The organism is Shewanella sp. 10N.286.54.B9, from assembly GCF_041468565.1.
Taxonomy (GTDB): Bacteria; Pseudomonadota; Gammaproteobacteria; order Enterobacterales; family Shewanellaceae; genus Shewanella.
In genome coordinates, this window is sequence record NZ_JBFRIY010000037.1 from 66,571 (window position 1) to 78,611 (window position 12,041).

Genomic DNA, 12,041 nt, shown 5'->3' on the forward strand with positions numbered 1-12,041 from the left:
TGTAGAGTGCTTGTGTTATTTAGTAATTATCGCTAGATTGAAACTTAATATTCACACTGTAAATAGTAGTGAGGCCAATGCCACAAACTAACCAATTTGATCTGAATCTATTTCCGGTATTTCTTGCGGTGTATCGCTGTGGTTCATTTAGTCGTGCTGCTGAGCAACTTGATTTAACACAATCTTCAGTGAGCAATGCGATAAACCGTTTGAAAAAGCAGCTGGGTGACGAACTGTTTATTCGGGTAGGTAGAGGGGTGGAAGCGACTTCTGCTGGGCATAACTTGTACCATCAGCTGGATAGTCACTTTAATGCTATTGATGATGTAGTCGCAGCGATGGATCAATTTGACCCTACATTACACTCACGAGAGTTTCAGGTGTATGCCAACGAAGTGGTTATGCAGTTGCTACAAGCGCCTATTGATAAGTTAACCGCAGGGCTTGCAGTCGATATTGTATTTAAAGAACCCCCTTCAAATGAAGAGCAACTGCAGGCGGATCTGCAGTTTGAACGAGTGGATCTGGCAATAGATGTAATGAGCCAAATACCGTCATCATTGAGCATCAGCTTTTTAATGCAAGATAAACTGGTTTGCGTGGCGAGAAAAGCGCACCCGAGAATACAAGGACCGTTGAGTTCTGAAGCCTACTTCTCTGAGAAGCATGTGGTGTTTAAGATGCGCCGCTCAAATCTTGCTATCACCGAGCTGTATAGTGAAACGGCTTTACCGCAGCGTAAAACCTATAGTGAGCAATCTTCGCTATTAAGTATGTTGGCGACGACATCTAAAACTGATGCTATCTCTGTGGGATCTTCTCGCTACCTTAAAGAATATGCGCAGCTATTTAATTTGGCGCAGTATCCTTTACCGTTTGACACTCGGCCGATTGAGTATCACTTAATCTGGAGTAAAAAATTGCAACGCAATAGTGCGAATGCTTGGTTACGAGAGCAGATCACTGAACTTGTCCAAACATTAGAGCTATAAAAAACCGAGCTCATCGGCTCGGCTTTTTGTTAGGGGGAATTTACTGTCTGGCGAGACGATGATTATCGGCAGGTTTTTCAAAGTCACTACGATAGGGGTTGATATCTAAGCCGCCACGACGAGTATATCGTGCGTAAACCGTAAGCTTTGCACATTGGCAGAAACGTTTCAAATCAACAAAAATACGCTCGACGCACTGTTCATGAAACTCATTGTGCTGCCTAAATGAGATCAAGTAGCGCAGCAGTTTTTCTCGGTTAATTTTAGGTCCTTGGTAACGGATCATTACCGTGCCCCAATCGGGTTGAGAGGTGATTAAGCAGTTTGACTTGAGTAGGTTTGAGGTCAATGTTTCAGCGACCATCACTTTTTCATCAACACTGTCGACTAAGTAATCAGGGTTAAAGCTATAATCATTGACTTCGATATCGAGATCATCGATACAGGTTCCTGGCAGGTCTACAATACGTTGGTGGCTAAACTGCTTAGGCTCAATGACTTTAACGCTGACCTCACCCTGTGCGCATTCGCATAGGTCATTTCTTAAGGTCGATTGCACCGCTTGTACATCATCAAATTTAGTTTGGTTAAAGCTGTTTAAGTACAGCTTAAACGATTTTGACTCAATTAAATTAGCGCTTTGATAATCTAAACTGAATTCTGCAATAGCCACCATTGGTTTACCCTTGGCATTGAGCCAAGACAGTTCATAGCCGGTCCAAATATCACAGCCATGAAAGGGCAAATCATTGGTAAGTCCAATTGCATCACGGTTCAATTTGCGCGGCACGCCCTGTAGTAAAGAAGCATCATACTGCTCTTGGTAGCTAGTCGACTTGCCTAATGTTAGTTGTGAAAGTTCGGCTGCGTCACTATAGGGATCATGATGTTTTGTCATCAATACGGTTTCCATGTCAAAATAGACCCTTATTATAACTGATTTTGGGATCGGCTTAAGTGTCTTCTTTACCTGCTCTGGATATTTTTTTAAACGACTATCAACAAGCTTACTTAGATACACTAGGTGAACACCCTAGATATTACGCCCAGCAGCAAGCGTCTGAGTGTATTGTGGGTGACGTTGACGTTGAAACCGAAGAGGCGCTGCAATGGAACAGCGTTGTTCGAGTTGATGCAGGACGATTTGATAATGTTGAGCATGCGCTAGAGCTGTCTTTACATGACGATATAAATGGCTTTTATGGTTCTCACTTTGCTGCATCACTGATGTTTGATTCACAATGGGGTACTGGAGAGCTGTTGCAAGCATGGAGCCAAAGTGATTTTGAGCATCTGCAGCAAAATATGATTGGTCATCTAATGATGAAAAAGAAGCTTAAACAGGAGCCTACTTGGTTTATTGGTGTATTTGATGATGAAGACAAGATGATCACGGTAAACAATGCTGATGGCAGCGTTTGGGTAGAAGTTGCCGGTCAAGTACAAAGTCTTAAGTTAGCGGACTCTTTAAACAGATTTATCAGCGAGATCAGCCCGCGTGTTACGCCACCGGTTAAATTGGTGGAGGAAGTGATCCCCGCCTATGATCATCCGGGGATCTGGCAGCGAATGAAGATTATGTGGCGTAATTTGCTGGGGAAGTAATCCCTTGCTTCAATAAAAAAGCCTGAATAACATGTTTATTCAGGCTTTTTTATTTGGACCGTATTACAGATGATCCCAAGAGATATTCGATACGATGCGGCATGTGTCGCAGCGAAAATGAAACATATCTAGTAATGGCTCATCAAGCAGCCATTGATTACTGCCACACTTTGGACAACAGCGCTTTTTCTCATTGGCGAGGCTTTCACCGCCCACGCGATAGAGATAATAGTAAGTTGGGATCTTGGTTAGATACTCGACTCTGCCGCGCAGATCCCAGCCTCGTCTAAACAGATCGCTCTGATGACTTGTTAACTCTTCCAATGCGGCGAATTCTGCCTTTGTCGCAGCTGCCATCTGTAATTCATCACATGCTTGCCATTCGGTCTGCCAGCGGATCATGCGTTTATGATCGCCATTGGCAGTAGCTGGTATTTGATAAAGTGGTATAGGCTGCAGTGTATCGCCATTTCTCAGCGGTGAGCACATATGCACATAGCTGGTATAAAGTAGTTGCCAGCTTGGCGCTTCTTGGCTCGAAACTTCCGAGTTAATATCCTGACCAATATACTTTTCTCGTGGGGCAAGCAGTTTAGCGTCTGTCAGTTCAGTGAGCGTCTTTTCAACCCACGGACTGTTATAACGCTTTGCAAGACTGCTTTTCTCCGGAGTTAACAAGCGAGCTTTAAACTCACCATCATTAAAGGCCACGGCAAATTCACGACCAAGTATTTGACCATTTGCTCGGTAAGCCTCTAGTAACCCATTAATCGCTTTTTCTGCTGCTGTAATGGTGGTGTTGTCGAAACATTCAAATCTTAATTCAATGACGTGCATTGTCTTTATTTCTCACAGGTTTTTTTGGCAGCCGATTCAAGTATGGTCAATCTTTGCATTACAGCTTTAAGCTCAGTTTTAAGTAGCACAAGCTCTTGCTCCAATTTTTCCACTCTATGTTTATCGTCAGTAGATTGCTGCTGCAGATTTTCTTGTGCGGCTGCATTGATTTGTGCGGTTGTTTTGATACTGGCTTTGTCAGCATCGCTCATCGATTTGTACTGTTGCAGACCTTGGATCAAGATTGGCATCGCCACGCTGATCCCTAATTTGGTTTTTATTAACGCTAGAGTAGGGTTTTTACCTTCATCACTAAGCTGCTTTGCGGCGTAGAGTACTTGGTCTAGTGGGCTCATCGTTGGTTAAATTCCTTACTCTTATTAGTCTATTTAGTTAAACGGGCTAACATGAGTTAGCTAAATTGCTTTAAAACAACCACTTAACTATTGGCACACTGTTTGCTTTATTGAAGATTATAAAATCAAAATAAATACAGGAAGTTAAAGTGAAAAAAAATTTATTAAGTTTAGCGTTTTTTGGGATTGCAAGCATAGGGCTAACTGGCTGCGTGATCAATGTTGGCGATGGTGAATCAGATTGGGATAGCAACGGTTCTTGGCAGAAAACACAAGAAACTAACCGTGGCAATCTAGCTAAGGTTTCTTTGGGTATGTCTAAAGACCAAGTGACGACGCTTATGGGCACTGCCGATTTTAATGAAGCCTATGTTCAACAAGATAAAGAAGTGCACGTATTGTTTTACCGAACTCAACGTTTAAAAGGCGACGGCAAAACGACTAAAGACGAATGTACTCCAGTCGTCATTAGCAATAATGCAGTAGTAGGCTGGGGTGAGATGGCTTACAGTAAAATTTAAGCGTTACTCCCGCCAAATTACTTTCTTAATAAGGTGTCCAGATGGTCAATAACATCAGACCACTGGGCATCTTCTGCCAATGCTTCTGCCAAAAAGTGTCGTTGTGATTCGTTCCAAAAATCAGCTTGTTGAATAAGCTGCCCCTCTGGTAATTGATGCTTTCTAACAAATCCCTCAATGGAATTACCATCACTTTGCAAACCTAATTGTTGAAATAGATGTTTGAGATCTCCCTGGGTGGTATCCATGCCGTTATCTCCGTTGAAAAGTGCTTGGCTATAGTATGGCTCAAACCTCATATATCTGCTGTTTCAAACCGGTTCAATTGTTTTAGCTAGGGCGGGGCGATCTTTGATGGTTGTTTTTACGCCAGTTTATTGGTTGTTTTAACAAGGTGGAGGCTATGTGATTTTGCATTTTCTAAACCAAGAAAATAGCCAAGAAGTGTGGCTCTTAAGGTTCGCTTCAACACTCTTATCACTGCGTGACGAGCTTCTTACTTAGCGAGTGATGCAGCATCGCTCAAGCCTTGCCCTAAAAGCATTGAATACGAACAAAAACCTAGCCCGAAAGGTTAACAGCACTAGTCACTGTTTTATCATGTAAAGCTAAAGCATTAGCGTTAAAGATTGGCTGTTAATGTTTGCTTTGATTAATAATTGCACTTTTCGTAAAGATTGATACATTGGTATTGTGTGATCTCGATCTAGGAAAATAACAATGGAAAATCAAGCCATGGAAGAGTGCCGTGCTGTATATCTAACAGCTGAAGATTTAAGAGTCGCCGCTTCTATTCTTTATAATGCATATCACGATGACCCTTTCTTTATGGATGCTCTATATCGCAATGATACTGCTCAGTATGAGCAAAAATTGCGCGGTGCAATTCGTGAAGAATTAAATGAACTGTGGCAACAAGAGCAGGGATTGATAGGTATATTTTCAGATGAACGACTCATTGGAGTCGCCTGCATTGCGACTCAACAAGTACCACTTGGAGAAGCGCGTTACTGGCATTGGCGTTTAAAAATGCTGATTAGTGCTGGCTGGCAATCAACTCAAGCTTGGATCAAAAAAGAGCATCAGATAGTCGAAAGCTTACCAAATGCTAACTGTGGGATAATTCAATTTATTGCTGTTTCAACTAATGAACAGGGGAAAGGGTATGGCAGCCAGCTTGTTAAAACGGTACTAAGTTGGTGTGATGAGCAACCGCATCTCGATGGTGTCGGTGTATTTGTTAGTGATGCTGGCCATAATAAGTTATTCGCCAACCACGGCTTTGAAAAACTAGAGGAGCTAGAAATAGGCAACGTGGCTGGAGAGTTGATGTTCTATCGAGGCCAAAACAATGATTAAGCGGTTTAATAGTTTTGCTGAGTTTTATCCATTCTATCTTTCGCAGCATCAAAATAATATTTGCCGAGCTTTGCATTATATCGGTAGTTCTCTGGTTATTTTTATGCTGGCGATTGTACTTTACTCAGGCCAATGGCTGCTACTTTTGTCGCTTCCGGTTATAGGTTATGGATTCGCCTGGCTCGGGCATTTTGTATTTGAAAAAAATAGGCCTGCGACATTTGAGTACCCTTTGTATAGCTTACTGGCTGATTGGGTTATGTATTTTGCTGCTATCCGTAGAAAAATTAAAATGTGATCTCCGTTTAGTTTCTCATTGTTGTAAGAGATCTCTTACTTTACTGTGGGAAATCCTATGAAATTAATGTTGATACAACCCCTTATGTCTAATTTACTTCTTTTAAATCATGAGATTACCATGAAAACCATTTGCTGCAATAATGTTACAGCTTTGAGGGGGAATTGCGAAAGCGCCTTTTTTGCTTAATCGATAGATATACTTAGCTTAAGAAATCGCGAGAAACAACGCTGTGACTTTACTCGGTATAAGCTGCGGTTTGCGTGTCGCTTGTTAGATTTAATCATATTAGTTAATAAGTATGTTAAGCCACTAACTTAAGGATAAGTTAGTTTAATATTGGCGATGTTTGATTAGTTGTCGCCTTTGTAGGGCTTGATTATTAACCATATACTTATTAACGAGTTAGGAATTTGCAGGAAGCAACCAGGACAACCTCAGGATGAGGAATTTAGCTTAGGATAAGCTGATAAATGGATTTTGTACCATGTGTACAAGGATATAAATGGACTTACAAGGAAGATGCAGGACGCACGTTAAGCAAGGATGATGCAGGGAGCACATATATAGCGGGAAAGCTAAAAGAAGCTAGATCTGGGCGCACCGAAAGGTGCGCCCTTTCTTTTAGCTAAATATATCGTTTGATGATTTGCTCGATTCCATGTGAGAGATCTCTTACAGCTTCGTGCGAAATAAGGGCTTTAAGTTGCCGTTATTTAGCATGAAGAATGTAAAATCACCTAGTAATCATGATCTTAGGTTTTTTTACTGGTGTATGTCTAATGTGAACGAATGTTAAATCATCGATCTTTAGCTAACATTTATTCGATTTTGACTTATTATTTGATTGTGCAAGGACGCATGTGGAAAGGATTCACAGATTAGGAAGATCTAAAAAGTGACGAAGGATTCGCACTTAATATGGATAACTATCATGGACGGGCTTTCAAGGATTGATTGCCATAACGACCAAGGAGCGGTAAAACAATCCAGGACGGAAGGTTTACTACCTCGGAAGGTAGAATGCTACGGATAGTTAGTGAATGGACTCTCAAGGATGATATTGGACACGCTCAGGATGAGCAAGCTTAGTAAATGGATTACTAAGAGACAGGGATGAGTACCGTAAGGTACAAGGAAAAATGGATATATGGATAGGCAGGGAGCCAAGTTACGCATGGATGGTGCAAGGAGCATTAAAATAGCAGGATGAGCTTACAAAGAAATAGCGAAGGCGCGTCTCCTCTGGGGCCGCGCTTTTTCTTTGGTTATGATTCAATAATAGACGCTGGATTTACCCTTTAGCCTTTACTCAAGCGCCATTCAGCTGCATTGACCTTTTGCAAGTCGCCGTGAATATATCCCTATAGGCGCTGCTAAATCATCCTTGATTTAGAAGCTTGCACAGCCCAACCCAGATGAATACCTAGCAAGCCCATGGTAGTCGTTAACTCGTTTTTGGGCATAAATGAGCTAGAAAATCTGCTCTAGCTCATGAGTTTTTGATTAGACAAAGTATGGTTGTTTCTCTAATTAGCTCCGACCCCTTTACTTTTATGATTTTTGTCCATGTCCTAGAGATAAGTTTTGCTCATCATCAACGATAAGAACAACTAGCCAAGCCAAGTTAAGCCAAGTTAAGTGTAGGGTGTCAGCTATGGTGGCTCCCAGTAAAAATATAAATAGTGCGGTTTAACTCAATGTAATTACAGTTTTTAGTTTTGTAAATTCACTATGTGTCAATGCCTCAGGCATGTCTGCAAAATTGAATATGATGGGCGCACTAATTACAACATCACTTTTAGTAATTCGTTCAAGTAACGCTTCACCATTTTGCATTAATGCATGCCAATCTTGTTTATCACCAAAATCATGTAACGCGCCAAGGGCTATTTCGTGGTAAGAAATAGTGCGAGTAAATGGCGGGTCAATGGGTTTAGCAATACGATCTTGAATGCAGACAATATGTCCATTCGCTCTTAACAGTGGTACTAAATGGGCGGCATTTTCGCCACTCACGGCATCAAAAATGGCGAAGTATTGCATGTCGATTTGAGATTGTTCTCGATAAACTTGGCGAATACCTAGCTTTTGGGCTCGCTCTTCGCTCAGACTCGCTGAGACAACATCAACGATATAACCCGCATCGAGAAGGAACTGGGATAATAAATTATTCACCGCGCCAAAACCAACGACAAGCACTTCTCTTTGTCGGGTTAATGGAATTTTTTCAAATGCTTGCCATGCGGTAAGCATCGGGCAAGGTAGCGCTGCTGCAAGTTCAAATGATAGGCTCTCAGGCAGCGTCATCACTCGCTCAGCATTCAAAACGGTATATTCAGCATAGCTACCATGGCGATTTAGTGAGCCATGATACGCCACTCGACGCCCAATGAGACTGGTGTCAACTTTAGAGCCTACGTGTACGATGACGCCTGCACCATCAACACCAGGAACATGACCATTCGGCCAATTTAGAGGATTGGCTTTAATAAATTTCCAATCGACAGGGTTTATACCAATCGCTTTGTTTTGTACTAAGATTTCATTGTCATCTAAAGCTGGTATTTCAGCCTTACCTAAAATAACACTGTGTGTCTCTGTTTGATATTGCCAAATTTGATAGGGTTCCATCGCATTCTCGTTTGCTTAAAGAAAGGAGAAGGCACCAAGGAGTGGTTAGTCCTTGATGCCTAGTTTTGCTATGCCTGATAAGTAGGATAATCGATGTAGCCTTCGGCTCCGCCACCATACAAGGTGAGTCTTGCGTCAGCATCAAACTCGGCCAGTGGGTTATCATTGGCCAAACGGGCGACTAAATCTGGGTTCGTTACAAAAGGGGTACCAAAGGCAACGAAATCAGCATACTGCTTGTCGAGTAACTGTTGCGCTGATTGCTTGGTCAGCTTTCCAGCAACCATGATTGGGTTTGAGTATATTCGGCGAACTTGTTGGCGAAACTCTTCAGGTACCTCTACATAGCGTGATATGTTTTCTGAAAAATGCACATACGCAAGGTTCATCGGTTGTAGTTTTTCCAGCAATGCTAACGTTAGCGGAACAATTTCAACATCATCCCCAGCAAAACCCTCTCCGATATGAGGAGACAGATGAACCGCAACTCTTTCCCCACCAATTTCGTCAGTAAGTGCTTGTAAGGTATCAACCAGAAAGCGCATACGATTCTCTTGGCTGCCACCATATTGATCACTTCTTTGGTTGCTTTCTAAGCGTAAAAAGGTATCAAACAAGTAACCATGCGCAGCATGAATTTCCACGCCATCAAAACCAGCTTCAATGGCGTTTTTGCCCGCTTGTACAAAATCCGCAATCGTGCTCTTAATGTCTTGCAGCGTCATCTCCCGTGGCGTTTCAGTTTCAATCATCCCAAAGCCACCTTCAGCTAGTGGGCCAAATACTTGATCTGGGATTTTAATCGCTGATGGGGCTAACGGCTTAGTACCTGAAATATCAGAATGACTGCGTCGCCCCACATGCCAAAGTTGAGTAAATATTTTCCCGCCTTCTTGATGCACAGCTTGGGTGGTTTTTTTCCAGCCTTCGATGTGCTCTGGGGTATAAATGCCCGGAGTCATCGAATAACCTCGTGCAGCCGCTGAGATCGGGGTGCCCTCTGATACAATGAGTCCAGCACTGGCACGCTGACGGTAGTAGGTTGCCATCATCTCGTTTGGTACATCACCAGGTTGAGACGTGCGTGAACGAGTCATCGGCGCCATCGCGATACGGTTTCTAGTCTCAAGTCCGTGACCTTTAAATACCTTAAACATACTTACCCCCTTAAGCTTTATACGTTGGATAATCAATCAGACCTTTCTCACCACCACCAAACAAGGTGTTTGGATCATGCTCTGCCAATGGGTAGCCGTGAAGTAGACGTTCAGGAAGATCGGGATTCGCCACAAAAGGTCGACCAAAGCCGATCATATCAGCCAGTCCGTCATCAATAGCTTGCTTTGCTTTTTCCGCATTATAACGACCTGCGTAGATCAGCACGCCTTGAAAAGCATTGCGCATTGCACGTTTGAATGAGACGGGTGTATCTGGTGCATCATCCCAATCGACTTCAGCAATATGTAGGTACACGATATGATGTTTATTGAGTAACGCTGCGGCAGCGGTATAAGTCTCAATAGGGTTAGCATCAACAGTACCATTGAGGGTTGTTAAAGGTGCCAAGCGCACACCAACGCGATCAGCGCCAATGGCATCGACCATTGCAGTAACAACTTCATCAAGAAAACGAAGACGGTTTTCAAGACATCCACCGTACTCATCAGTGCGATCATTCGCCTCCGAATCAATAAATTGGTTAATTAAATAACCATTAGCGGCATGCAGTTCAATGCCATCAAAGCCTGCCTCAATGGCATTCAATGCGGCTTGACGGTAATCTTCGATCACTTGCTGAATATCGGCTTTTGTCATCGCTCTAGGCTGAACGACGTCAACAAAACCAGGTTCATCACTGCCATTATCAACGAATACTTTGACGTTTTCCGCTTTTAATGCGGAGGAAGAAATCGGTTGCTTACCACCGATGTTATCTGGGTGAGTGACTCTTCCCACATGCCAAAGCTGCGCGAAAATAGCGCCTTGTTTGGCATGCACAGCGTCTGTCACTTTACGCCAACCAGCAATTTGCTCAGGTGTGTAAATACCTGGGGTCCATGCATAGCCTTTTGCCGTCGCTGAAATTTGCGTACCTTCAGACACAATCAATCCTGCACTGGCACGCTGAGCGTAATAGGTTGCCATCATGTCATTTGCGACATCACCAGGCTGACTGGCTCTTGAACGCGTCATCGGTGGCATGACAATGCGGTTTTTGAGTGTGAGTCCACCCAATGTGAATGGTTTAAATAGTGATAGTGACATTGTTGAGCCCTCTTCATTTGATAGGGGCATACTAGCAAATGAGTCACCAATCATTTATAGCAATAAAGGCAAATAATATTTGTATAAATTGCAACAATCAGCTTGTTTAAGCGGGTTACAGGGTTAGCTTTGGCTTAATAAAATCAATAAAAGCGGAGATCCGCTTGGCCACAGAAGAAGTCTTATAATACACAGCGTTGACTTGTTCTCTTCGTGGATGACTGATTTTTTCGCTCTCCAACAGCGAGATTAAACGTCCTTCGGCAATATCTTTATTCACCATAAACCCTGATAGACATGCAATGCCATTTCCTGCCAACACAATTTGTCGAATGGTTTCGCCATTACTTGATGACATCAAAGCGTCTAGTTGGGTAAACCCTTTTAAAGGCCAGTCATTCAAAATTTTGGGGGCGACAAATCCAATGATATCATGCTGAGCAAGATCGCTGCTTTTAGTGGGGAGCCCGCGTTTTGAGATATATTCTGGTGAAGCCACAATATACAAGGGGCTTCGACCCAGCGACCGAGCATGTAGCGTTGAATCGCTCAAGGTACCAATACGGATTGCTAAATCGGTTTTCTTTTCTAGTAAATCCACAATGCCTTCATTGGAAGTTATTTCTAGCTCAATATCGGGATAGGCTTGATTAAATGACTGCACCAATGGCACCAGTTGATGAAACACAAACGGACTAGCCGCGTCGACACGTAAACGGCCTTTGGGCAATTCCCCACGGGAAATAATATCTTCTTCCGCCTGCTGTAATTGCATTAATCCCACCCGCACAGAGTCAATGAACTGGCGTCCTTCATCGGTTAATTCAATACGTCTAGTGGTTCGGTTTAAAATAGTGACCCCAAGTTGACTCTCCACTTTACTGACCGCTCTGGATACTCGCGCGACTTGGATATCTAGGCTCTCTGCTGCCGCTGAAAAACCTCCGGTATCGACTACAGCTAGTAAAATGGCTAAATCATCAGATTTTGTTCGCATGCTATTCCCTCTTTTTTACCACTCTCTCATCAGCTTTATTGCATTTATAACAAATATCATTTGTAAAAACCTCTGTTTTTCACAAAACATCTTTAATGCAAAATGCCCCCCATCAATTAACAACGCGACGGCATAGCGACCAATACATCGGCTATTGCTGGTCATTTTCAAACAACA

13 protein-coding genes are annotated in these 12,041 nt (G+C 42.8%); 5 read left to right on the forward strand and 8 right to left on the reverse strand.

The window, feature by feature from the left end; all coding sequences use genetic code 11:
• The first annotated feature begins 77 nt into the window (after nucleotides 1-77).
• The gene (locus AB4135_RS13380; protein WP_371993599.1) at nucleotides 78-992 is read left to right on the forward strand and encodes a LysR family transcriptional regulator; all 915 of its coding nucleotides are present in this window, start codon (nucleotides 78-80) and stop codon (nucleotides 990-992) included.
• Between the two features lie 40 nt (nucleotides 993-1,032).
• Here AB4135_RS13380 and queF read toward each other — a convergent pair whose 3' ends face one another.
• Complete coding sequence (gene queF, locus AB4135_RS13385) at nucleotides 1,033-1,890, reverse strand: NADPH-dependent 7-cyano-7-deazaguanine reductase QueF (RefSeq protein WP_371993601.1); 858 nt, start codon at nucleotides 1,888-1,890, stop codon at nucleotides 1,033-1,035.
• A gap of 59 nt (nucleotides 1,891-1,949) precedes the next feature.
• On the opposite strand from queF, the gene syd reads away from it, so the two are divergent.
• Nucleotides 1,950-2,597 carry a SecY-interacting protein gene (syd, locus tag AB4135_RS13390; RefSeq protein ID WP_371993603.1) on the forward strand — a complete coding sequence of 216 codons (648 nt, stop codon included), beginning with the start codon at nucleotides 1,950-1,952 and terminating at the stop codon, nucleotides 2,595-2,597.
• 63 nt (nucleotides 2,598-2,660) lie between these two features.
• Here syd and AB4135_RS13395 read toward each other — a convergent pair whose 3' ends face one another.
• Together AB4135_RS13395 and AB4135_RS13400 are read right to left on the reverse strand one after the other, a co-directional pair.
• A complete protein-coding gene (locus tag AB4135_RS13395) occupies nucleotides 2,661-3,434 on the reverse strand; it encodes a Zn-ribbon-containing protein (protein ID WP_371993605.1) in 774 nt (257 codons plus the stop codon).
• A 5-nt stretch (nucleotides 3,435-3,439) separates the two neighbouring features.
• A complete protein-coding gene (locus AB4135_RS13400) occupies nucleotides 3,440-3,790 on the reverse strand; it encodes a hypothetical protein (RefSeq protein WP_371993606.1) in 351 nt (116 codons plus the stop codon).
• 149 nt (nucleotides 3,791-3,939) lie between these two features.
• Here AB4135_RS13400 and AB4135_RS13405 point away from each other — a divergent pair, with 149 nt between their 5' ends.
• Nucleotides 3,940-4,311 (forward strand): DUF3192 domain-containing protein, encoded by a 372-nt coding sequence (locus AB4135_RS13405; RefSeq protein ID WP_371993608.1) that lies wholly within the window; start codon nucleotides 3,940-3,942, stop codon nucleotides 4,309-4,311.
• Between the two features lie 17 nt (nucleotides 4,312-4,328).
• On the opposite strand, the gene AB4135_RS13410 is transcribed toward AB4135_RS13405, so the two are convergent.
• Nucleotides 4,329-4,559 (reverse strand): DUF2789 domain-containing protein, encoded by a 231-nt coding sequence (locus AB4135_RS13410; RefSeq protein ID WP_371993610.1) that lies wholly within the window; start codon nucleotides 4,557-4,559, stop codon nucleotides 4,329-4,331.
• Nucleotides 4,560-5,031: 472 nt separating this feature from the next.
• Here AB4135_RS13410 and AB4135_RS13415 point away from each other — a divergent pair, with 472 nt between their 5' ends.
• Together AB4135_RS13415 and AB4135_RS13420 are read left to right on the forward strand one after the other, a co-directional pair.
• A complete protein-coding gene (locus AB4135_RS13415) occupies nucleotides 5,032-5,670 on the forward strand; it encodes a GNAT family N-acetyltransferase (protein ID WP_371993612.1) in 639 nt (212 codons plus the stop codon).
• Nucleotides 5,663-5,968, forward strand: coding sequence for an Mpo1-like protein (locus tag AB4135_RS13420; protein ID WP_371993613.1), 306 nt, complete (start codon nucleotides 5,663-5,665; stop codon nucleotides 5,966-5,968). The genes AB4135_RS13415 and AB4135_RS13420 overlap by 8 nt, the downstream gene beginning before the upstream one ends.
• 1,692 nt (nucleotides 5,969-7,660) lie before the next feature.
• On the opposite strand, the gene AB4135_RS13425 is transcribed toward AB4135_RS13420, so the two are convergent.
• The 4 genes from AB4135_RS13425 to AB4135_RS13440 all read right to left on the reverse strand — a co-directional run bounded on the left by AB4135_RS13425 (nucleotide 7,661) and on the right by AB4135_RS13440 (nucleotide 11,864).
• Complete coding sequence (locus AB4135_RS13425) at nucleotides 7,661-8,602, reverse strand: zinc-binding dehydrogenase (protein WP_371993615.1); 942 nt, start codon at nucleotides 8,600-8,602, stop codon at nucleotides 7,661-7,663.
• Between the two features lie 68 nt (nucleotides 8,603-8,670).
• Entirely contained in the window at nucleotides 8,671-9,759 is a 1,089-nt protein-coding gene (locus AB4135_RS13430; RefSeq protein WP_371993617.1) for an alkene reductase, read from the reverse strand.
• Nucleotides 9,760-9,769: 10 nt separating this feature from the next.
• The gene (locus AB4135_RS13435) at nucleotides 9,770-10,867 is read right to left on the reverse strand and encodes an alkene reductase (protein ID WP_017062692.1); all 1,098 of its coding nucleotides are present in this window, start codon (nucleotides 10,865-10,867) and stop codon (nucleotides 9,770-9,772) included.
• A 115-nt stretch (nucleotides 10,868-10,982) separates the two neighbouring features.
• Nucleotides 10,983-11,864: a LysR substrate-binding domain-containing protein gene (locus AB4135_RS13440; protein ID WP_371993619.1), complete on the reverse strand. Its 882-nt coding sequence runs from the start codon at nucleotides 11,862-11,864 to the stop codon at nucleotides 10,983-10,985.
• Nucleotides 11,865-12,041: the final 177 nt, after the last annotated feature.